Source organism: Shewanella loihica PV-4 (assembly GCF_000016065.1).
In the GTDB taxonomy this organism is placed as follows: Bacteria; Pseudomonadota; Gammaproteobacteria; order Enterobacterales; family Shewanellaceae; genus Shewanella; species Shewanella loihica.
In genome coordinates this window covers 1,372,345-1,395,198 of sequence record NC_009092.1, presented here as the reverse complement: position 1 = coordinate 1,395,198, position 22,854 = coordinate 1,372,345, and the positions used below count along the sequence as shown (strand labels likewise).

Annotated in this window: 20 protein-coding genes; 8 read left to right on the top strand and 12 right to left on the bottom strand. The window is 54.9% G+C overall.

The features are described 5' to 3' along the window. Positions 1-5: 5 nt before the first annotated feature. Positions 6-1,340, bottom strand: a complete 1,335-nt coding sequence (rlmD, locus tag SHEW_RS06170; RefSeq protein WP_011865003.1) for a 23S rRNA (uracil(1939)-C(5))-methyltransferase RlmD — start codon at positions 1,338-1,340, stop codon at positions 6-8. 115 nt (positions 1,341-1,455) lie between these two features. Here rlmD and barA point away from each other — a divergent pair, with 115 nt between their 5' ends. The 6 genes from barA to SHEW_RS06145 all read left to right on the top strand — a co-directional run bounded on the left by barA (position 1,456) and on the right by SHEW_RS06145 (position 9,318). Continuing rightward, on the top strand, positions 1,456-4,239 hold the full coding sequence (gene barA, locus SHEW_RS06165; RefSeq protein WP_441295993.1) for a two-component sensor histidine kinase BarA: 2,784 nt from the start codon (positions 1,456-1,458) through the stop codon (positions 4,237-4,239). Next, entirely contained in the window at positions 4,232-4,834 is a 603-nt protein-coding gene (locus SHEW_RS06160) for a YjaG family protein (RefSeq protein WP_011865001.1), read from the top strand. The genes barA and SHEW_RS06160 overlap by 8 nt, the downstream gene beginning before the upstream one ends. Before the next feature lie 3 nt (positions 4,835-4,837). Next, on the top strand, positions 4,838-5,032 hold the full coding sequence (locus tag SHEW_RS20325) for a DUF3319 domain-containing protein (protein WP_011865000.1): 195 nt from the start codon (positions 4,838-4,840) through the stop codon (positions 5,030-5,032). A 97-nt stretch (positions 5,033-5,129) separates the two neighbouring features. Beyond that, complete coding sequence (locus tag SHEW_RS06155; RefSeq protein ID WP_011864999.1) at positions 5,130-6,098, top strand: AEC family transporter; 969 nt, start codon at positions 5,130-5,132, stop codon at positions 6,096-6,098. Between the two features lie 150 nt (positions 6,099-6,248). Then, positions 6,249-7,910: a DNA repair protein RecN gene (recN, locus tag SHEW_RS06150; protein ID WP_011864998.1), complete on the top strand. Its 1,662-nt coding sequence runs from the start codon at positions 6,249-6,251 to the stop codon at positions 7,908-7,910. 202 nt (positions 7,911-8,112) lie between these two features. After that, a complete protein-coding gene (locus tag SHEW_RS06145; RefSeq protein ID WP_011864997.1) occupies positions 8,113-9,318 on the top strand; it encodes a hypothetical protein in 1,206 nt (401 codons plus the stop codon). Positions 9,319-9,409: 91 nt separating this feature from the next. On the opposite strand, the gene SHEW_RS06140 is transcribed toward SHEW_RS06145, so the two are convergent. From SHEW_RS06140 to SHEW_RS06090, 11 genes are all read right to left on the bottom strand, one after another. After that, a complete protein-coding gene (locus SHEW_RS06140; protein ID WP_011864996.1) occupies positions 9,410-9,847 on the bottom strand; it encodes a GFA family protein in 438 nt (145 codons plus the stop codon). A 209-nt stretch (positions 9,848-10,056) separates the two neighbouring features. Continuing rightward, a complete protein-coding gene (locus SHEW_RS06135; protein WP_011864995.1) occupies positions 10,057-10,551 on the bottom strand; it encodes a phosphatidylglycerophosphatase A family protein in 495 nt (164 codons plus the stop codon). A 2-nt stretch (positions 10,552-10,553) separates the two neighbouring features. Further along, the gene (thiL, locus tag SHEW_RS06130) at positions 10,554-11,510 is read right to left on the bottom strand and encodes a thiamine-phosphate kinase (protein WP_150099948.1); all 957 of its coding nucleotides are present in this window, start codon (positions 11,508-11,510) and stop codon (positions 10,554-10,556) included. A gap of 131 nt (positions 11,511-11,641) precedes the next feature. Beyond that, on the bottom strand, positions 11,642-12,046 hold the full coding sequence (gene nusB / locus SHEW_RS06125) for a transcription antitermination factor NusB (RefSeq protein WP_011864993.1): 405 nt from the start codon (positions 12,044-12,046) through the stop codon (positions 11,642-11,644). A gap of 14 nt (positions 12,047-12,060) precedes the next feature. Then, on the bottom strand, positions 12,061-12,537 hold the full coding sequence (gene ribH / locus SHEW_RS06120; RefSeq protein ID WP_011864992.1) for a 6,7-dimethyl-8-ribityllumazine synthase: 477 nt from the start codon (positions 12,535-12,537) through the stop codon (positions 12,061-12,063). A gap of 123 nt (positions 12,538-12,660) precedes the next feature. Next, positions 12,661-13,764, bottom strand: a complete 1,104-nt coding sequence (gene ribBA / locus SHEW_RS06115; protein ID WP_011864991.1) for a bifunctional 3,4-dihydroxy-2-butanone-4-phosphate synthase/GTP cyclohydrolase II — start codon at positions 13,762-13,764, stop codon at positions 12,661-12,663. Positions 13,765-13,846: 82 nt separating this feature from the next. After that, entirely contained in the window at positions 13,847-14,512 is a 666-nt protein-coding gene (locus tag SHEW_RS06110) for a riboflavin synthase (protein ID WP_011864990.1), read from the bottom strand. 6 nt (positions 14,513-14,518) lie between these two features. Further along, the gene (gene ribD / locus SHEW_RS06105) at positions 14,519-15,679 is read right to left on the bottom strand and encodes a bifunctional diaminohydroxyphosphoribosylaminopyrimidine deaminase/5-amino-6-(5-phosphoribosylamino)uracil reductase RibD (RefSeq protein ID WP_011864989.1); all 1,161 of its coding nucleotides are present in this window, start codon (positions 15,677-15,679) and stop codon (positions 14,519-14,521) included. Positions 15,680-15,717: 38 nt separating this feature from the next. Then, a complete protein-coding gene (gene nrdR / locus SHEW_RS06100; RefSeq protein ID WP_011864988.1) occupies positions 15,718-16,191 on the bottom strand; it encodes a transcriptional regulator NrdR in 474 nt (157 codons plus the stop codon). A 124-nt stretch (positions 16,192-16,315) separates the two neighbouring features. Beyond that, the gene (gene glyA / locus SHEW_RS06095) at positions 16,316-17,569 is read right to left on the bottom strand and encodes a serine hydroxymethyltransferase (protein ID WP_011864987.1); all 1,254 of its coding nucleotides are present in this window, start codon (positions 17,567-17,569) and stop codon (positions 16,316-16,318) included. A gap of 342 nt (positions 17,570-17,911) precedes the next feature. Further along, positions 17,912-19,537 (bottom strand): DUF3943 domain-containing protein, encoded by a 1,626-nt coding sequence (locus SHEW_RS06090; protein WP_011864986.1) that lies wholly within the window; start codon positions 19,535-19,537, stop codon positions 17,912-17,914. A gap of 311 nt (positions 19,538-19,848) precedes the next feature. Between SHEW_RS06090 and ettA the strand changes: the two genes are divergently transcribed. Together ettA and SHEW_RS06080 are read left to right on the top strand one after the other, a co-directional pair. Continuing rightward, complete coding sequence (ettA, locus tag SHEW_RS06085) at positions 19,849-21,513, top strand: energy-dependent translational throttle protein EttA (protein ID WP_011864985.1); 1,665 nt, start codon at positions 19,849-19,851, stop codon at positions 21,511-21,513. A gap of 213 nt (positions 21,514-21,726) precedes the next feature. Next, positions 21,727-22,845, top strand: coding sequence for a metallophosphoesterase (locus SHEW_RS06080; RefSeq protein WP_011864984.1), 1,119 nt, complete (start codon positions 21,727-21,729; stop codon positions 22,843-22,845). Positions 22,846-22,854 lie beyond the last annotated feature (9 nt).

Here is a 22,854-nt window from a genome sequence, read left to right as displayed (position 1 = left end):
CCTAACTATTTCTCCAACTCAAACAAGGCCATGGCCTCGATGTGATGGGTCTGAGGGAACATATCGATGAGTCCCAGGCGACTAAGCTGATAACCCTGTGCCAGCAGCGGCTCACAATCTCTGGCCAGACTCACAGGATTACAGGAGATATAGACAATCGCCTTGGGCTTCATCTTCTTTAACCATTGTAGACTCTCATAGGCGCCGGCTCTGGCAGGATCCAGCAGTAACTTGTCGATGCGGCCAAGCCAGGGGGCAGCGGAGAGATCTGCGCTCAGGTCGCCGTGATAGAACTCGGCCCCCTCGACGCCGCTCATGGTCGCATTGACTCTTGCCTGCGCCACCATGGCATCGACCCCTTCGACGCCCACTACCTGGGCGCCCGCCTTGGCCAGCGGCAGGGTAAAGTTACCTACACCGCAGAAGAGATCCAGCACCCGCTCGCCCGGCTGAATCTGTAGCCAGTCGATCGCCTGAGTCACCATCTGCTGATTGATCTCGCCGTTTACCTGAATGAAGTTGCCCGGCGAGAAACCGAGCGAACTGCCATCTTCCAGGGTATAGTAGGGCAGGCCCTCATCCCCCCAGAGGGTCTCAAGTTTGCTGTCATCATCGAGTAAGACAAGCCTCACCTTATGCTGCTCGCCAAATGTAGCTAGCAGGGCCTTATCTTTGTCGTTCAGGGGACTGGTGATACGTAGCACCACGCATGGGCCAGAATCTACCGACAACAGCTCCACATGGCCAAGGCTACGCTTGGCACTGAGGCGATTGAGGCATTGATTCAACGGCGCGATAAGCTCAGACAATGATTTTGCCAACACAGGGCAGGCGTCGATATTGACCACCTCGCTACTGGCCAGGGCGCGAAAACCCAGGTTGAGCTGCTTTGTATCACGCAGGTACTGAGTCGCCAGTCGGGCGCGGCGACGATAATGCCAGCCTTCGCCGCTTAGCGGCTCGCTCATGGTCTGAGGCTGGGTGCGGCCCATCTTGTTGATCAGGTTCTCCAGCGCCGTCTGCTTGGCATCACGCTGGGCAGAAAGCTCAAGATGCTGCAGGTCACAGCCGCCGCAGCGACCATAGTAAGGGCAGCTAGCTTCTATACGCGCGGCGCTGGCGCTCTCTACCTTAATCAGCTTGGCCTTGGCATGACGCTTCTTCTGCTCGACGATCTGCGCGGTGACCGTTTCATCCGGCAGGGCGCCGGGAATAAAGACGATTTTTCCCTGATGTTCTGCTATCCCCGCCCCCAGATGATCCAACTGGCTAACATGGAAACTTTGCTTAGCCTGGGTTTGTTGTGTCTTGCGGGGTTTAGCTTTATAAAATTGTGCCATTTAGGCCTCTAAAACAATAAAAATACTAGTAAAGACTGCACAAAGTCTGGCAGTCTAATGTAACCTATATCCATCGTAGATAAATAATACCAACTCAATGAATAGTGCAGACAATATGACTAAATACAGCCTGAGAGCCTGGGTTCTCGTGCTGGCCTTAGCGCCCACTATTTTGGTTGGTATTTTACTTGGCAGCTATTTTACCATAAATCGTTTCTATGAGCTGGAAGAAAGCTTAATCGAACGAGGCGGCAATATCATCGAGCCGCTGGCCATCTCCGCCGAGATAGGCCTGGAAACCAAAAACTTCGAGACCACCAAACGCCTGATCACCTCGGTGCAGCTCAATAAGTCCAACCTGGTGCAGTTTATTGCCATCTTCGACACCAACAACCGGGTGATAGTGACCTCACATCACTATAAGAGCCACGAGTTTATGCGCTATAACGAGCCCATCGACTCGCTGCAGAACACAGAGGTGGAGCAGTTTGGCGACAGCATCATCATGCGCAGCCCCATCTTCTCCAGTCAGCGCGAACTTGTGGTCAGCCCCTACGACAGCAACTCCATGGCCCAGCAGGTCAACTCCGCCAAGCTCGGCTATATCGCCGTGCTGCTCAACAAGGAGAACGCCCTGCTTGAGCAGCACAGGGCCGCGGTGGCCGCCTTCATTATTGTCCTGATCGGGGTGCAGCTGAACCTACTGTTTACCTTCCGCCTAGTGAAAAACGTCACCCACCCCATCACAGAGATGGTGCGCGTGGTAGCCAAGATCCGCGAAGGCAAGCTGGACACCCGGGTCGACGGTAACCTGATTGGTGAGCTAGACCTGCTCAAGCGAGGTATCAACGCCATGGCGGGCTCCTTGTCGGAATACCATGAGGAGATGCAGCAGAATATCGATCAGGCCACCTCAGATCTGCGCGAGACCCTGGAGCAGATCGAGATCCAAAACGTCGAGCTGGATCTCGCCAAGAAGCGCGCCCTAGAGGCCAGCCGCATCAAGTCAGAGTTCTTGGCCAACATGTCCCACGAGCTGCGCACGCCGCTCAACGGGGTGATCGGCTTCGCCAAACAGCTATTGAAGACGCCGCTACACGCCAGTCAGCAGGACTACATCAAGACTATCGAGAAGAGCGCCACCAACCTCTTGGGGATCATCAACGACATCCTCGACTTCTCTAAGCTGGAGGCGGGCAAGATGGAGCTGGAGAACATGCCCTTTGCCCTGCGTGAGGTGATTGACGACACCATCTCTCTGCTGGCCAACAGCGCCAAGGAGAAAGATCTCGAGCTGGTGGTAGATATCGAGCCTAGCATCAACGACAACGTCTCAGGCGATGCCCTGCGGGTCAGCCAGGTGATCACAAACCTTGTGGGCAACGCCATCAAGTTTACCGACAGCGGCAGCGTGCACCTCAAGATGCGCCTGACCAGCGAAGAGGCCGAGAAGGTCAACGTGCGCTGCGAGATCACCGACACAGGCATAGGCATAGACAAGCCCCACCAGGCTCAGCTGTTCCAGGCCTTCGGCCAGGCAGACTCCTCTATCTCGCGTCGCTTCGGCGGCACTGGCCTCGGGCTTATCATCACCAAGCGTCTGATCAACCGCATGGGCGGCCAGATTGGCTGTATCTCGGCGCCGGGTAAAGGCTCGACCTTCTGGTTCACCCTGCCCCTCAAGCTGAGTCCCTACCCCATCAGCCAGCCGCTGGAAACCGACAACCTCATCGACAAGACGGTGCTCTTGTTCGAGCCGCGGGAGCTATCACGCAAGGTCCATGAAAGCCTGCTTAGCCACTGGGGCATGCAAAATATCAGTATAACCACTGCCGAAGATCTGGCCCGGGTGGCCGGCGAAGAAGGCCGCCACTTCGACTACGCCATCATCAGCTGCAACGATTTGGCCAGCAGTCCTAACCTGTTAAACGTGCTCAATAAGATAGCCAAGATCAGCGACTACACCCTTTACCTCTGTAGCAGCACAGACAGCGCCGCCAAGATGAGCCTGATCCAGCCCAACGTGGACAAGGTGATGCAGGCGCCGGTGGGCGAGCGCGCCCTGGCCGTGACCCTGATTAATCCCCACCGCGCCCAATATGAGGCCATGCCTTTCCAGGAAGCGGTCAAAGAAACCCAGGAGCGCGAACCCATGAGCGTGCTGGCGGTGGACGATAACCCCGCCAACCTCAAGCTGATTAAGACGCTGCTCAAGGAGCTGGTTACTCAGGTGACGGTCACAGACAACGGCCAGGAGGCGGTAGAGATCGCCAAGGCCAAGAGCTTCGATCTCATCTTCATGGATATTCAGATGCCGGGCACCGACGGCTTTAGCGCCACCAAGCAGATACGTGAGCATTCACTCAATCGCAATACGCCGATTGTCGCCGTGACCGCCCACGCCATCGCCGAGGAGCGCGAGCGCATCGATCAGAGCGGCATGGATGGTTACCTGCCCAAGCCAATCGATGAGGCGGCGCTGAAGAGTGTGATCAGCCGCTGGAAGACCCGGCCGCAGTTTACCCATTTCGACCAGCACACCCTCAATTGGGATCTCTGCCTGACCCAAGCCAACCAGAAAACCAGTCTGGCGCTGGAGATGCTGCAGATGCTGGTCGACTCCCTGCCCGAGACCCGTGAGCACATCTCGGGCGCCCTCGAGCGTCAGGACAGCCAGGCCATGGTCAGTCATGTGCACAAGCTCCACGGCGCCAGCTGCTACTGCGGCGTGCCGACCACTCAGCGACTCTGTCGAGAGATTGAACAGTCACTCAAGCAAAATGCCAGTGTCGATCTGGTCGAGCCGGAAATACTTGAGTTACTTGACGAGCTTTCTAAGGTAGAATCGGCCGCAAATCAAGTAATAGCCCAGTTATCTATGGATGTGATCGATGAGTAATAAACCCGGGTTTTTCAAGCGCCTCAAGGCCCTCGAACCAGAACAGAAGAAGCTGTTCGCCATCGCCCTTTGCCAACGCATGTACCCTAACTACCAGCTATTCAGCGAGGTCTGCGAATTTGGCGACCCACAGGTGCTCGATACCGTGCTCAACCTGCTATGGCAATCCATGTATGATCAGAAGCTTAAACTGAATATCGATCTCTACCTCGAGCGACTGGATCTGAACACGCCCGAGCCGAGCGATTTCGACGTCTACGGCGTCTACCCGGCCATGGACGCCGCCGTCGCCCTCACCTCACTGCTTAGCGCCATTCAGAGCAAGGTGGAAGACGACATCACCAACATCAGCAAGCTCTCCTCCGCCACAGTGGCTAACTATATCGAGGCCACACTCGAGGAAGAGATGGATGAAGAAGCACTGGATGATCATATCTTCAATCACGAGGTGATGCAGGAAGAGAAAGCGCTTCAGGCATCCTTGCTGGAGATCATCGAAGAGAACCCTAAGATCACCGCCGACTTCGTCAAGGCGCTGCGCAAGGAGTTAGTGCAGGCAGGCGTTTCTAACATAGGGATCTCAGTAGGCGCCTAACCCATGCGCAAACTTATCTACCAGGGATTTGTGCTCACCAACCCAGATGGGTTAACAAATACCTGGTGCCTCACCATAGGGGAGCAGCGACGCGTCGGCTCCCTGTTTGAGCTTAGGCGCCAGATCCATTTCTATCAGGAGTTGGGGATATTGCCGCCACCTAAGCCACTCCATCGGCGCTCCGGCCCCAAGCATTAGACTTTAGCGTTATAGGGACGCGGCGGGCAAAGTGATACCCTAACGGCGTATTCGGTTAAATCACCGCTCGGATCCAAGCCAAGGAAGTCGTCTCCCTATGTTAACCACTCTCTCGCCACTCTTTGTCGTGTTTGGCATCATGGTCACCGGCTTTGTCGTGCAAAAGGCACGGCTACTGCCCGAGGGCAGCGACAACGTCCTTAATCAGTATGTCTATTACATCGCCTTTCCGGCGATCATGATGATAGTGCTGGCAGAGACCCCAATCGAAGAGATCGCCAACTGGGGATTTATTGGCGGCTACAGCCTGGCCATGACCCTCATCTATCTGCTCACCGGCCTGCTGTCACTCTGGTTACAGCCCAAGGATAAACCCCTGGCGGCCATTCGCGCCCTCAACACCACCTTTGGTAACACCTCCTTCATCGGCATTCCGCTGATGATGATGCTGTTTCCCGGGGATCAGCTAGCATTGGCCGCTGCCGCTTTAGCCAGCCTTTTATCGGTAACCGTATTTGCCATAGTGCTGGCCCAGATGGCGCTGTTTCAGGGACAGACAGACAGCGCACTCAAGACGGTGTTTTTCGCCCTCATTCAAAACCCCATCATACTGGGAAGCCTGGCCGGCGTAGCGATATCTGCCGCTCATATAGAGCTGTACCGCCCCATCGCCGAGATCATCCGGCAATTTGGCATGACTTCCAGCCCCTGCGCCCTGTTCGCCATCGGCATGGTGCTGTGCAAGGCCAACCAGGGAGGCAGAAACGCCGCAGGCATTCAGTCACGCCTTGCCGAGCTGGCCATGCTTAACCTGAGTAAGCTACTGCTACAGCCCCTGCTGGCCTATCTGCTCCTGGGCGCCTTAGGGGTTAGCGGACAACTGCTACAGATGGGGGTAATTCTAGCAGCCCTGCCTACCGCCGCCAGCGTCTACCTATTGGCCCACAGATTCAACGTAGGTGCCACCAGTAGCGCCCAGACCATCAGCCTGGGGATAGTGATCAGCTTTGCCACCATTCCGCTACTGCACCATTGGCTGGACTCGGGCACCGCAAGCTTTTTATAACGGATAGGCTTGTTTTAATGGACAGGCTTGTTTTGTCGGACTGCAGAGCCTAAAACTTATTTTCATGGGTAAAAAGCACACAGGTATTTACTGTATAAAAATTCAGTATATACTGTGCATGAATACAGTACTTTGTAAAAGGATGTCATCATGCTTTGTCAGCTCAGCATCAATAACTTTGCCATTGTCCGCTTTTTAGAACTCGACTTTAAGTCTGGGATGACCAGCATCACAGGCGAAACCGGCGCGGGAAAATCGATTGCCATCGATGCCTTAGGCTTATGCCTGGGCAATCGCGCCGATGCCAATACCGTCAGACCGGGCGCCAGTAAGGCCGAAGTCAGTGCCCGCTTCGCCCTCAACGATATCCCGCTGGCCAAACGTTGGCTAGAAGACAATGACCTTGAGCTAGACGACGAATGTATCCTACGCCGCACCATAGGCAGCGACGGTCGCTCACGCGCCTACATCAACGGCAACCCTGTGCCCCTCAACCAGATGCGTGCCCTGGGCCAGCAACTTATCGGCATTCACGGCCAACATGCCCACCACGCCATGTTAAAGAGTGAGCATCAACTTACTCTGCTCGACAGCTATGCCAACCACAAGATGTTGCTCGAGGCCTGTAGCGCCAGCTACCAGCGCTTTAAGCTGATCCAAAAGGAGCTGAGCCAGCTACAGCAGTCGCAACATGAGCGCATCGCCCGCAAGCAGCTGCTGCAATATCAGGTCGAAGAACTCGACGAATTCGCCCTGGGCGAAGAAGAGTTCGATGAGATAGAGGCCGAGCATAAGAAACTGGCCAACGGCACTGCCCTGATCCAAGCCTGCCAGCGCACCCTCTACCTTCTACAGGATAATGAAGAGGGCGCCATAGAATCGCTGCTCAACATGAGTCTGGATCAGGCCCAAGAGCTCGAAGGTTACGATCCTGAACTCAAAGGGGTGGGTAACATGCTTAACGATGCCCTGATCCAGGTACAGGAGAGTAGCAGTGAGCTACAACGTTACTTAGATAAGTTGGAGCTGGACCCGGAACATTTTGCCGCCCTAGAGCAGCGCCTGTCGAAGATCATGATGCTAGCACGTAAGCACCATGTGAACGCCAAAGATCTCTATCAGCATCATCAGGCACTAAGCCAGGAGCTGAGCGAGCTGGATTCGGATGAGGAGAAGCTCGATGAGATCGCCCAGCAGCTCGAGAGTTGCCGCGAGAGCTTCATCGCCCACGCCCAGAAGCTCAGCCAGAGCCGCCAGCGTTACGCCAAGGAGCTGGACAAGCAGGTTACCCGCTCTATCCATGAGCTCAGCATGCCCAAGGGCAAGTTTATCATCGACGTGCAGTTCAACCCCGAGATGATGTCGCCCAACGGCTGCGATACTGTGGAGTTTCAGGTGACCACCAACCCGGGTCAGCCGCTGCAACCCATCGCCAAGGTAGCTTCGGGCGGCGAGCTGTCGCGTATCGGTCTGGGCATCCAGGTGATCACCGCCAAGAAGGTCGCCACCCCGACCCTCATCTTCGACGAGGTCGACGTGGGGATCTCAGGCCCGACCGCCGCCGTGGTGGGCAAGATGCTGCGCGCCCTGGGCGAGTCCACCCAGGTGCTGTGTGTGACCCACCTGCCTCAGGTCGCCGGCAATGGTCATCAGCATATGTTCGTCAACAAGCAGAGCAAGGCAGGACAAACCGAGACTTCCATGGTGCCGCTGGACAAGGGACAGCGTATCGAAGAGCTGGCGCGCCTACTTGGTGGTGATGTCATCACCAACAATACTCTGGCCAACGCCAAGGAGTTACTGCAAGGCTAGACCGATGAGCCCTGACATTGACAGCCATTGAGTAGATTAACGAGAGCAAGCGCGGCAATATTTTAGCCGCGCTTTTCATTTCATAAGCACCTCTGAGACGAGCCTATTGCGCCGCCAATGTAACGCTGTTGCACAGCGAAGAGACTCTGATAAACTGAGGCCTTTGCCGTCGACACTAAGTTAAAAGCCACAAGAATTTGAAATGCGACACTTTTTTCGTGCCCTGAAATGGATTTTATTTACCCTGCTACTCATTCCCGTCGGCGGCTATCTCATCTTGCTGCTAATTAATCTACAAGATAGCGCGCCATCAGCGCAGGCCAGCGCCTTTCTTGAGCAGGTGAACGCCGAAGAGACCGCCTTGAGTCAGCACCTGGAAAACAACCCCTATCTTTATGCCATGGGTTTCGATGCGCCGAAAGACAATGACCCCATGGCTCTCGGACTTGAACGCTATCAGGCGCTCAGACAACTAGAAGCCATGCAAAGGCCAACACAGACGGCACATGAAAAATTCGAGCGCCCCGAATGGGGTATTCCCACTTGCCTCAAACAAGAAGACTATCTCGATGAGTGTGCTCCCCTATTCGCCGAGCCAGAGACACTTAAGGCCACACTCGATGACTTTGCCTGGCTAATTGAGCGCTATAGCACCCTGCTCTCCCTCGGCAAATGGCAGGATGATACCCGCTTCAACATGTATAGCGATCTGCTACCTATGCAACATCTGATCGCCGCACAGCAGCTGTTTCTTGTCGATGCCTACATCAATGGCACGGATTCAGCCTCCCTCATCACCGCCATAAACAAAGATATGCAGTTCTGGCAGCAGACCGCGATGCAGATCAACATGCTGGGCAATAAACTCCTAGCCATCTCGGCGCTCAAACAACACATGAAACTGGGTGAGCTGCTCATCAGTCAAATGCGCACAGAGGATGAGGATACTAGCTTACCTAGCCTCTGGCTGGCCCCTATTCCAGGAGACGTGCTAGCCCTTGATCGAGCCAAACGTGGCGAGTGGCACTTCCTGACTAAGATGACACAATCTTTTGAGGCGGGTGAAAAGGCCGATTTTACCACTAAGGTTATCGAAACCCTGCTCATGCCGCTGTTGCAGCAACAGGATACCGCTAACCGTTATGCGGATATCTTAAGCGGCAAGGCAAGCATCAAACAGTGCCCTAACGATCTCTCGCTATCGACCCTGCAAGAGTACGCCTACAATCCCATGGGGAAATTTATCCTCTGCTCTGGCATCTCCTCATTCGAGAGTTATCAGGCAACGGCTAACAAGGTGGAATCGCTGCGCGCCGAGCTTGTTACCCGCTTAACAGCTCCTGCCATCTCAGCAGGGATGGTGACTGAGGCCAATGACGAAAAACCTAGGGATAGCTCACCAGAATAACGAGCCTACAGTTTCTTTTTCCTTCATCACAGCTCATCCCCTGACCGGCTTCAGGGGATGTCTAACGCCAAAAAATTTTAGCGCTAAAATGTTATTCCGGTAGACGATCGAAACCCGGCACAGATTGGACCTCCTCCCCCCAATTCGCCCGATCTGCCATAAACAGCTTTGCCATCGGCGTAATGGGCACCTCGACATCCAGACAGCCTGCAGGCACCACGACCATATTTAACGCCTCCAGCCGATAAGGCATAGGCGAGCCGCACACCTTGCAAAAACATCGCTTGTGCCGAGTATTCGCTACTTGAAAGGTTTGCAGCAAGGCCTCGCCACGCCGCCAGTCAAGGGCCAAATGATTGGAAAACAGGTTGGCCCCATGCAGCGAACCGGTGCCCTTTTGACAACGGTTACAATGACACAAATAGAAAGCATCGAAACGACCCACTAAGCTAAAAGCTACGCCGCCACAAAGACAGCTGCCACTATACTCAACGTCCGAGCTGTTTTGATTAAGGCTCTCATCATCCATAACCTGTCTCCTCCTGCCTGAAAGCAACTAAAAGTTAAACTGAGCATGCAGTCAGCGCAGCAACAAATCAAATTTTTGCTGCTGTGCTAAAAACAAAAATCCTGACTGTCTTGGCGCAGTGGCCTTCGACACTCGGGACTTAATTTGAACTAATTTTGAACTTAACTTGAACTCAATTTGAACTTTATGACAATTGGACAAGCCAATTACTATCCAACCAGGTAGACAATTCCCTGCAGGCACAAAAACGCAAACACACCGGCGAGCACGTCATCTATCATGATGCCGATACCGCCATGCACCTTGGCATCCAGTACCTTGATGGGCCAGGGCTTGAGGATGTCGAAGAAGCGAAATAGCCCGAAGCCAACCGCCACCCAGAGCCAACCCGCTGGTGCGGCAATAAGGGTAATAAGCAGGCCCGCGACCTCATCCCAGACGATGGCACCGTGGTCATGTACTCCCATATCCTTAGAGGCCTTGTCGCAGATATAGAAACCGGCAAGCACGCTAAGGAGCGTCAGTCCCAGATACCAGCCCAGGGGCAGCCCGGCCATGAGTAGATAAAGGGGAATTGCCGCCAGGGTGCCGAAGGTGCCAGGCGCCTTAGCGGCGAGGCCTGCGCCAAAGCCCAGGGCCAGGAAATGAACAGGGTTTGCTAGAGAAAGCTTTTTAAGAACCGGATCGGTCGACCATAACTGCATGTTTAAAAGTGCTCGAAACCAAATTGAGTCGGTGTGTAGGGCTCGCCATCCTTGATGAGGCGCAGCTTATCGCCAGTGCCGATCTGACCAACCTGTGTAAAGCTCACACCGGCATGGGCCAGGGCCGTCTCCAGCGCGCCACGTTGAGCCTCCGGGACGGTAAACAGCAGCTCGTAATCCTCACCACCCGTTAGGGCATAACCCAGCGCCTCGGTCTCAGCCAAAGATTCACGCATCTGAGCCGACAGGGGCAGACGATCCACATCCACCACGGCACCCACCGCCGAGCGCTTGAGGATATGACCGATATCCGAGACAAAACCATCGGAGAGATCGATGGCGCTCGAGGCCAATCCTCTAAGCGACTGACCCGCAAGCACTCTTGGGGTTGGGAAATAGTGGCGTTGAATAAAATACTCCCTCGCCTCCCCGTCGATATTGAGCTTATCACCCAGAATCGCCAACCCCACGGCCGAATCACCGAGGGAGCCGGTCACATAGATCCAGTCGCCATTCTTGGCGCCGCCCCTTGTATGGGCCTTGCCCTCTGGCACTTGGCCATTGATGGTGATGGTGATCGACTTGGGGCCGCGGGTAGTATCGCCGCCCACCAGGGCAACGCCGTAATACTGCGCCGCCTCATTCAGTCCCTGACTAAACTCCTCCAGCCAGGTCTCATCCACCTCAGGTAGGGTAAGGGCAAGCGTCATCCAGGCGGGCTCTGCGCCCATGGCGGCGAGATCCGACAGGTTAACCGCCAGCGCCTTGTAACCCAGTGCCTTGGCGGGCATGTCGGCATAGAAGTGTACATTTTCAACCAGGGTGTCGCAGGAGATGGCAATCACCTTGTTCTCGGCGGGCTGGACCAGGGCGCAGTCGTCGCCGATCCCCAGGTGCACATCGCGGCGGGTCTGGCCAAGGTTAGCAAAGAAATGATCGATTAATTTAAACTCTTTCACAGTCTTAAGAACCATAGTAAGGGTTAATCAGCTAGCACACTTTTAAGCGAAGACAACATCGAGCGAACGAAGGCGACGTCGAGGCTAAACCTGAATATAAAAAACGGCATCCTGGGACGCCGTTAATTGTATCACTTTTTAGCGACTATCTTGTCGAGAATGCCGTTAACGAACTTGTGACCATCTTCGGCCCCGAAGGCCTTGGCCAGCTCGATAGCCTCGTTGATGGCTACCTTGTAAGGCACATCCTTACGGAAGGTCAGCTCGTAGGTCGCGATGCGCAGCACCGCCTTCTCGATAGGCGAAACCTCATCGAACGGGCGCTCGAGGTGAGGCATAATCAACTCATCCAACTGAGCCGATTTGGTCGTGGTGCCTGATAGCAATTCACGGAAATAGCTAACGTCGACGCCATCGATCTTCTGCTCGGTGAGAAATTCATGCTCCACGTCGGCAACATTATTGCCGCTTAGCTGCCATGAATAGATAGCTTGTACCGCTAGACGACGGGCTTTACGGCGCTCTGAAGGTTTCATCTTGGTTCCTAATCTTACAACTGCTGTTCTAGTTCTTGCAGAACATTGACCATCTCTAGCAGACCAAGTGCCGCTTCGCCGCCCTTGTTACCCGCCTTAGTACCAGAACGCTCGATAGCTTGTTCAATGGTATCTGTGGTCAATACACCGAATGACACAGGAAGGTCGAACTCAAGCGCTATTTGAGCCAGCCCCTTGTTACACTCGCCTGCAACAAAATCAAAGTGTGGCGTACCACCACGGATCACGGCGCCCAACGCTATGATGCCGTCAAATTTACCACTTGCCGCCACACGACGGGCTGCCAGTGGCAGCTCTACGGCACCCGGTACGCGGACAACGGTAATGTTGTCGTCGGCGACCTGACCGAAGCGCTTCAATGTATCCACCGCGCCTTCTAGCAGACTTTCAACCACGAAGCTGTTAAAACGTGAAACCACTATGGCCACTTTGGCGTTTTTCGACTCGATATTACCTTGAACTACGTTCATTTATCTTACCTAAATTAGCTTAACAAACCCGGCACGGGAAAAAAGAGGCGGTATGATACCACAGCCCACCGCGTTGATCCCCATGCAATTTAACTCAATTCGATGAATTACAAGCAGACTAACTTATTCTGCAATGTATTCAGTTACTTCCAAGCCGAAACCCGACAGCGAATGGTAACGTTTAGGCGAGCTGAGCAGACGCATGCTGGTCACGCCCACATCGGCCAGGATCTGCGAGCCCACACCCACCTGACGTGAGGTGCCTTGCCACTGCGCCGGTGCGCCGACTTCCCCCTTGTCTTCCGCCTCGAAGGCCTTCACCTTGGCCACCAACTCTTCGTTGCTCTGCTGATGACCCAGCACCACCAAGACGCCGCCTTCATCGGCGATACGCGCCATGGCTTTTTCCAGCGGCCAGCTACGCTTCTCATCGCGCTCAGAGTGCAGCAGATCATTGAAGGTGTTTTGCAGGTGCACACGCACCATAGCGTTAGCCTGAACTTCACCCTTCACCAGCACATAATGCAATTGGTTATCTATGGTGTCGCGGTAGGTGATCATGTTGAACTCGCCGAAACGGGTCGGCAGCTTGCACTTGGCCTCGCGCACCACTGTCGTTTCCTTGGTGTTACGGTATTCGATGAGATCGGCGATGGTGCCTATCTTGAGGCCATGCTTCTCGGCAAACACCTCAAGATCTGGACGACGCGCCATGGTGCCATCTTCGTTGAGGATCTCGACAATCACCGCCGACGGCTCATGGCCTGCCAGACGGGCCAGGTCGCAACCCGCCTCGGTATGACCGGCGCGGATCAGCACCCCGCCCTCTTGGGCCATCAGTGGGAAGATGTGACCTGGCTGCACGATATCCGACGGCTTGGCGTCACGGGCCACGGCGGCCTGTACGGTAACGGCTCTGTCATAGGCCGAGATACCAGTGGTCACCCCTTCGGCCGCCTCGATAGACACGGTGAAGTTGGTGGAGAACTGGGCATTGTTGTTGCTCACCATCAGCGGCAGGTTGAGCTGCTCGCAGCGCGCCTTGGTCATGGTCTGACAGATGAGGCCACGGCCATAGGTGGCCATGAAGTTGATCGCCTCGGGCGTCACTAGGTTAGCGGCCATGATCAGGTCGCCTTCATTCTCTCTGTCTTCGTCATCCATCAAGATAACCATCTTACCCAGACGGATATCTTCGATAATCGCTTCTATGCTGTGTAGTGCCATTGTTAGACCTTGATTTATTAGACCTTGAAATATTCTTATAGTAAGAGTTATTTAATCTGCTATTGGCTGGGATTGCCAGCGTCTATCTTAAAAAGCCGGAGCGAGCTAACAGATCCATGGTGACCTCTGAGCCTTTGGCTGGATTTTCCTCTGCCGCCTGAAAACTCAGTAGGCGCTCCAGGTGCCGGGCGATCAGATCCACCTCGATATTGACCCTGTCGCCCGCCTTCAAATCGATAAGCGTGGTTTCGCTGGCGGTATGGGGCACTATGGTCAGACGAAAACGCTCGCCGTCCACCTCGTTCACCGTCAAGCTGACACCATCTATGGTGATAGAGCCTTTGTGGGCGATATAGCGCGCCAGCCCCTTGGGCGGCGTCAGCCAGAATTCGATCGCCTTGCCGCGATACTGTCTGTCATCCACGCTAGCCACGCCATCGACGTGACCGCTCACCATATGACCGCCGAGGCGGGTCGTCGGCGTCACCGCCTTTTCCAGGTTGACTTTCTGTCCCACCTGATAATGGGCAAAGCCGGTAAGGGCCACGGTCTCGGCTGAGATATCGGCCACATAGCCGTCGGCCATCTGCTCGACCACGGTCAGACACACGCCATTGGTGGCGATACTGTCACCGAGTTTGACGTCACTTAAGTCCAGCTTGCCGCTAGCCACCGTCAGGCGAATATCATCGCCGCGACGCTCAATTTTTCTCAGGCTGCCAACAGCCTCGATGATCCCAGTAAACATGACTAACTACTCTTTATCGCTCGGTAAATGATTGTGACTCAATTGAAAGGTGAGGCGTCTGTCGGCCCCGATCGCACGCTCGTCGCAAAGCTTGAGCGCAGGCAGCTGCGTCATCTCAGTATAGTCCGGCAGTGCCAGCAGGTTACGGCCATGGCCGCCTAAGATTTTCGGCGCCTGATACAGCACCAGCTCGTCCGCCAGCCCCTGCGCCATGAAGGCGCCGGCCAGGGTCGCCCCAGCCTCGACCATCACGCTGTTAAGCTGAGATCCCAGATGTTCCAGCAGCGCCTTTAGCGGCACCTGCCCATTGTCGCTTGGCAGTTGCAACTGACTCACCTGCTCGGGCCAGGCGCTCGCCACGGCCTCGGGATAGGGCTGACAGCTCACCAGCAGCACGGGGGATTGTGTCTCAAACAGTTTTGCCTTGGCACCTAGGCGCGCGCGGGAGTCGAGCACCACGCGAAGTGGCTGACGAATGTCGGCCTCGGTTAACTGCTCGGACAGGCTGCCAAGCTCCAGATGACGTACATTCAGGCTAGGGTCGTCGGCCAGTACCGTCTCTATGCCGGTCACGACGGCATCGAAACGGGCGCGCATACGCTGCACGTCACGGCGCGCCTCTGGCCCTGTGATCCACTTAGAGACGCCGTTAGAGAGCGCCGTCTTACCATCCAGGCTGGTCGCAAGCTTGATGCCGACCCAAGGCAGGCCGCTGCGCATCCGCTTCATGAAGCCTGGGTTGAGTGCTGCGGCCTCTTCCTGGTGCAGACCCACCTCGACGAGAATGCCTGCATCTTGGAGCATCTTGATGCCACGGCCAGATACCTGAGGATTAGGGTCGGTCACCGCCACCACCACGCGGGAAACCTCAGCTTTGATCAGCGCCTCGGCGCAGGGCGGCGTTCGGCCATAATGGCTACAGGGCTCTAAGGTTACATAGGCGGTGGCGCCTTTGGCCTTATCGCCAGCCATACGCAGCGCGTGCACCTCGGCGTGGGGGCCGCCGGCGGCGATATGAAATCCTTCACCCACCAGGGTCTCCCCTTGGACTATTACGCAGCCGACATTAGGGTTGGGACTGGTGGTGTATTGCCCCTTGCGGGCCAACTTAATGGCACGCGCCATCATCTGGGAATCAAATTTGGACCAGGCCATGCTCATCGCCATCTCTTGAGAATAATTGGGGAAGCCCAGATACGCATCGATTACGACTTACCCGACTTGCTCTTATCGTTTTGCAATTTGGCAATCGCCTCGCCGAACTCGGAGACATCTTCGAAGGCGCGGTACACAGAGGCGAAACGGATATAGGCCACCTTGTCGAGATTGACCAAGTGATCCATCATCAGGTTACCTATCATCTTAGAGGTCACTTCACGCTCGCCCGTGGCTCTCAGGGTCGATTTTATCTTGCTTAGCGCCTGCTCTATCTCGTCCATCGACACGGGGCGTTTCTCTACCGCCCTCAGCATGCCGCCGCGCAGCTTGTCTTCGTCGAAGGGTTGGCGGCTACCATCTTGTTTAACCACACGCGGCATCACCAGTTCGGCGCCTTCGAAGGTGGTAAATCTCTCGTGGCAAAGTAGACACTCGCGGCGACGACGTACTTGATGACCATCGGCCACCAGACGAGAATCGATCACCTTAGTGTCGGTTGCGCTGCAAAACGGACAATGCATTGAGCCTCCAGCAAATGCTAATCGGTATCTTGGGGAGCTTTCCCTTGAAATAGATACAAAAATGGCCGCTACCAATATTAAATCAGTAGCGGCCATCGGAGTTTACCCGATTTACCCCTTAAGGTTAACCGTAAACAGGGAACTTAGCGCACAATTCAAGCACCTGGTTCTTCACGCGCTCGATAGTGGCTTCGTTGTTGATGTCATCTAACACATCACAGATCCAGTTGGTCAGCTCAACCGCTTCGGCTTCTTTGAAGCCACGACGTGTGATGGCTGGCGAACCGATACGCAGGCCCGAGGTCACGAAAGGTGAACGTGGGTCGTTAGGTACTGAGTTCTTGTTTACCGTGATGTTGGCACGGCCCAGCGCCGCATCGGCATCTTTACCTGTAATATCTTTAGCGATCAGGTCCAGCAGGAACAGGTGGTTTTCGGTGCCGCCAGAAACCACATCAAAACCACGCTCGATGAAGGTGTTAGCCATCGCCTTAGCGTTAACTACTACCTGCTGTTGATATTCCTTGAACTCAGGAGACAGCGCTTCCTTGAAGGCTACCGCCTTACCCGCGATAACGTGCATCAATGGGCCACCCTGACCACCTGGGAATACCGCAGAGTTCAGCTTCTTGTACAAGTCTTCATCGTTCGCCGCAGACAGAATAATACCGCCGCGAGGACCGGCTAGGGTCTTGTGAGTAGTAGAAGTTACCACGTGTGCGTGTGGCACAGGGTTTGGATAGACACCGGCTGCGATAAGGCCTGCAACGTGCGCCATGTCGACAAACAGGTAAGCGCCAATCTTGTCGGCGATTTCACGCATGCGCGCCCAGTCGACGATACCAGAATAGGCAGAGAAACCACCGATCATCATCTTAGGCTTGTGCTCAACGGCCAGACGCTCCATCTCGTCGTAGTCGATCTTGCCAGACTCGTCGATGCCGTAAGGAACTATGTTGTATAGCTTGCCAGAGAAGTTTACTGGAGAGCCGTGCGTCAGGTGACCGCCGTGAGCCAGGTTCATACCCAGAACGGTATCGCCTGGTTGCAGTAGCGCCATGTAGACTGCGCTGTTAGCCTGTGAGCCGGAGTGAGGCTGAACGTTAGCATAGGTCGCACCGAAAAGTTCCTTGGCGCGTTCGATGGCCAGGTTCTCAACGATGTCGACATGTTCACAACCACCGTAGTAACGCTTGCCAGGATAGCCTTCGGCGTACTTGTTCGTCAGCTGAGAACCTTGAGCCTCCATCACGCGAGGAGAGGTGTAGTTCTCCGAGGCGATTAGCTCGATGTGCTCTTCTTGACGACGAGTCTCTTCCTGGATCGCTTGAAACAGTTGCGGATCAAAGTCAGCGATGTTCATCTCTTTTTTCAGCATTGGTCACTCCAGCTGTGAAAGTCTTATAAGGTAGGGTTGCGCGGTATTCTACAGTGCATTCGATCACAATCCCAGCATTTGCGACATGAAATTAGTTGCGATTCAGGCTGAGAAATGTTCATCAAAATGCACCTTAGGACAAAAGTGGGGTTAAGGTGGCCTGATTTGCCAAGACTCCTTTTTTGCAAGGGACAAAATGGCTGGTTTACAGCCTTTTGAACGAAAACACTGTTTTAATTACCCAACAAAAATGACGGCACTGGGCCGTCATTTTGCATTAGTAATGGTAATCAGCAATCGTAATCAGTAATGGTAATCAGCAACCGTGATCAGTCATGGTACTCAGTAGTAGTATTCGAGTTGCAGCCAGCTGCGCTGCTCGCTGTCATCGAGGCGGCTGTAGATCCCCGGATTGTCTATGCCATGGATCTCACCGCTACGGTCGATCCGCTCATGGTGCAGGCTCAGGGTCAGATCCTTACTGATGCCATAGCTGAGATAGATCTCATATCTGTCTCTGGCATCGTCGAAGTCCAGATCGCTGTTATTGGGGTTCCACTGGGGCGCGCGCTCGTTCTCTTTGTCGTTGATCGAGCTCCAGCGCTGGGACTTAAGCTTCATGCCTAGTAAGAGATTACGATAGCTGGCCTCCAGCGACAGGTTAAAGGTGTGGCCCCAGGCATAGCCATATTCCCCCTCCCAGAGCACAGACTTGGTGCCCCAGAAATGCCGTCCCTGGGAGAGATAATCTTTGGTGGCGAAAGGCTTCACCATGGCAAAGTCACCAAAGAGATCGCCGCGCAGGTCGATACTGATATCTTGATTGGACCAGTTGGCCCCCATCGACAGGCCCAGCAGGTTGACCACGGCGTAGAAATCTTCATCCAGCTCCAGCCCCAGGCTGGTATATTCCATGCCCGTCGATGGGCCGACATAGAAGCTGTGAGACCAGTCGCTGGCGAGCCCGCCGCCTTTATGTTTGCGCCCGTAGCTGCCCAGCAAGAGTTGCGTGGCCATCTGCCACTCCTCCACACCTTCCTGAGAAACCGCTGTCTCCATCATCATCTCGACCCGGCTCGGGGTGCCGCTGAGGGTATCGTATTTCCCTTCGCGGCTGTCGATGGCCGCACGCATCCCCAGCATCGCCATGGTACTGCTAACATCCGCCTTGTCTTTGCTGGCGTAGCGCACGCCGGTATACACAGAGAAGCTGTCTTGGGTCTGACTGCGATCGAATCGGTTGGGGCTCGGGTAACCAAACCAACCTCGTAGCGTGCGCGAAGGGTTAAACAGATAACTTAGGCCGGTTGGCAACCAGCCCTCTTTGGCGGCCAGCATCTCGGAAAACTGAAACAGGCTCTCCCCCAGCACGGCGCCGCCCCAGGTGGTGACTATCTGATCGTTGATACTCACCACTTCCTTATACTCGGCAAACACCTCCCAGATGGTGGAGGCGGCAAAGGTGCCCAGGGTCGACTCGTAGTAGTTGAAACCGTGGTTACGAAACGCCTGATAATAGAGGGCGCCGGCGTAGGCGTGGCCCCAGTTCATGCCGATATCGTTATCGTCATACTTCCAGGAGGCCCCCGTGGTCAGCCTGTCGTAGAAAAACTCCGCCGCATTGCCATCTATCTCATAATCGAAATCATCTTCCATGGCCTCTGAGCCTGTCTTGTACAGCAGCTCGCCAAGCACCAGCACGGTTGAGAGTTCCAGTGTCGCGCCCCACCAATCCTTCTCGCTGGGTGAAAGCGGCAAGTCTATGGTCTCTACCGGCGCAATCTGCGCCGGCTCATCCGCTGGCCGCTGCACTTGAGACGCAGAGGCTAAGGCATACGCCAATTGGCCTTGGGCTGGCGCTTTTTGAACAGGCTTGGCTTGTGCTGACTCGGCATGTGCGGCAAGTGGCAATAACAGGCAGGCACCACTTAACAGGGAGGCGGCAATAACAGGTGATGTGGCTTTCAAGATCAATCCCTTATCTTTATCGTTATTCTTATTCTTGTGTTCTTTCTTCAACGCTTGAGGTCAAAGCTTTTAATCGATGCTTTTTATCAGAAACTGTGTTCATCCGCTTAATTCATGGCGCCTAGCGTTTAGCTATGCCCCCTTGAGCGGCTCAGGATGTTAACAATTTTTACAAGATGTCACAAAACAAAAACTTCTCATCATAGAACATGGCGGCGAGGCCAGCGAAAAGGGACCGAAAATCCGATTTAAGTTCTAAGGCGATTACAGTAGAATTGCCCCCATTGTTTCGTCAGTGAGTAAACTTTTTTATGGCTCAGTTTGTATACAGCATGCTACGCGTGGGCAAGATAGTCCCGCCGAAGAAGCAGATCCTCAAAGATATTTCCCTAAGCTTTTTCCCCGGCGCCAAGATCGGTGTCTTAGGCCTTAACGGTTCGGGTAAATCCACCCTGCTGCGCATCATGGCCGGTATCGATACCGAGATCGAGGGTGAAGCGCGTCCGATGCAGGATCTTAAGATAGGTTACCTGCCCCAGGAGCCTAAACTAGATCCTCAGCAGACAGTGCGCGAAGCGATCGAAGAAGCGGTAAGTGAGGCCAAGAACGCCCTGACCCGTCTCGATGAGGTTTACGCCCTATACGCTGAACCAGATGCCGATTTCGACGCCCTTGCCAAGGAGCAGGGTGAGCTGGAAGCCATCATCCAGGCCCAGGATGCCCACAACCTGGACAACATTCTCGAGCGCGCCGCCAACGCCCTGCGTCTGCCGGACTGGGACGAAAAGATTGAGGTATTATCAGGGGGTGAGCGTCGCCGTGTGGCCATCTGTCGCCTGCTGCTTGAAAAGCCAGACATGCTGCTGCTGGACGAACCGACCAACCACCTGGACGCCGAGTCTGTCGCCTGGTTAGAGCGCTTCCTGCAAGAATACACGGGTACCGTTGTGGCCATTACCCACGATAGATACTTCCTCGACAACGCCGCCGGTTGGATCTTAGAACTCGACCGTGGCGAGGGTATCCCATGGGAAGGCAACTACTCTTCTTGGCTAGAGCAGAAAGAGGCCCGTCTGAAGCAGGAATCGGCTGCCGAAAGTGCCCGCCAGAAGACCATCGCCAAGGAACTCGAGTGGGTTCGTCAAGGTGCCAAGGGCCGTCAGTCAAAGGGCAAGGCACGTATGGCACGTTTCGAAGAGCTGAACACCAACGACTACCAGAAACGTAACGAGACCAACGAACTGTTTATTCCGCCAGGGCCACGCCTGGGTGACAAGGTGATCGAGGTGAACAACCTGACCAAGTCCTATGGCGACCGCGTGCTGATCGACAACCTGAGCTTCAGCGTACCTAAAGGCGCCATCGTCGGTATTATCGGTGCTAACGGTGCCGGTAAGTCGACCCTGTTTAAGATGATCAGCGGCGCCGAACAGCCAGACAGCGGCAGCATCGAAGTGGGTGATACGGTTCAGATCGCCTCGGTGGAGCAGTTCCGTGATGCCATGAACGACAAGGCGACCGTATGGGAGGAGATCTCCGGCGGTCAAGATATCATGCGTATCAACAACACTGAGATCCCGAGCCGCGCCTACGTGGGCCGCTTCAACTTCCGCGGCGGCGATCAGCAGAAGATCATCGGCACCCTGTCCGGTGGTGAGCGCAACCGTGTGCACCTTGCCAAGCTGCTCCAGGCGGGCGGTAACGTGCTGCTCCTCGATGAGCCCACCAACGATCTCGACGTCGAAACCCTGCGCGCCCTGGAAGAAGCCCTGCTTGAATTCCCTGGCTGTGCCATGGTGATCTCGCATGACCGTTGGTTCCTCGACAGAATCGCCACCCACATCCTGGATTACCGCGACGAGGGTCAGGTGAACTTCTACGAAGGTAACTACACAGAATACTCGACCTGGCTGAAAGAGACTCTGGGTACGGATGTGATTGAGCCGCACCGTCTCAAGTACAAGCGCATGAGTTAACGCGCGCATCTCACACTCTCGAGTAATTTCAATAGCGCAAAGCACATACAAACGGAGGCAGCAGCCTCCGTTTTTTTATCTTCTCTTCCCAAAACCTGATCCCCTTTTTAAAAGGGTCTAACACGGAAACAAAAGCGTGCTAGGATTGAACGCCTATCCGCCAACAACATCAGAATAATAAAAGGATTTGTCTTGAATAGAACACTCAGGCTAATGCCCCTAGACTCAGCGCTTAAGGCGGCCAGCTTATGCCTGGCCGGTTTACTGCCCCTACAGGTTTTAGCCGTTCAGGCACAAACTGAGCAAGAGACTAAGGCAGTGACTCAAGCCAGTACGAATTCAGGCATTAATGACGGCCCCTATCTATTTCTCAACCCCAAGGCCGATATGGCCGATTGGATCTGCGAAGGAGAGCATAAACAGACCCGCGTCGATCAAGGTAAGCTGAGTCGCCCCGAACATTGCGGCAAACTTCCTGAGCCCAACCTGAATCCGCAGGCTAAAGAGGTGCTGGCAGACAGCTATCAGGGAGTGGATAAGATAGTGGCGCTCAGCGACGTTCATGGTCAATATGAGGTGCTGCTGCAGCTGCTGCGCCGCCATAAGATCATCGACCAGGATAACAACTGGGCCTTCGGCAAGGGCCATATGGTGATGACGGGCGATATGTTCGACCGCGGCCCTCAGGTTAACGAGGTACTCTGGTTCATGTACAAGCTCGACAAGCAGGCCAAGGCCGCCGGCGGCCAGCTGCACCTGTTGATGGGCAACCACGAACAGATGGTGATGCGCGGTGACCTGCGCTACGTCAACGACAAGTACCAGACTGTCAGCAAGCTGCTTGATCGCCCCTATGATGCGCTCTACGGTCAAGACAGCGAACTCGGCCAATGGCTGAGAAGTAAGCACACTATCGTTAAGATCAACGACACCCTCTTCCTCCACGGCGGTATCAGTCAGGAGTGGGTCGACCGCGGCTTGACACTGGCCAGGGCCAACAGCCTCTACCGGGAAAATATCGACAAGAGTAAGGCTGAGCTGAAGCAAGATGAGCTGCTCAACTTTCTCTTCTTCGGCAACGGCCCCACCTGGTATCGCGGCTACTTTAAGCCAGACTTCGATACCCAGGAGCTGGCCAACATCCTGGACTACTTCAAGGTCAAGCGCATCGTCGTGGGCCATACCTCACAGACTCGGGTACTAGGCCTGTTCGACAACCGGGTTCTCGCCATCGACAGCAGCATCAAAAAAGGCCTGTCTGGTGAACTGCTCCTCATAGAGAAAGACCAGCTGATCCGCGGTCAGTATGACGGCAGCCAAACACCGCTATGATATCCGCCG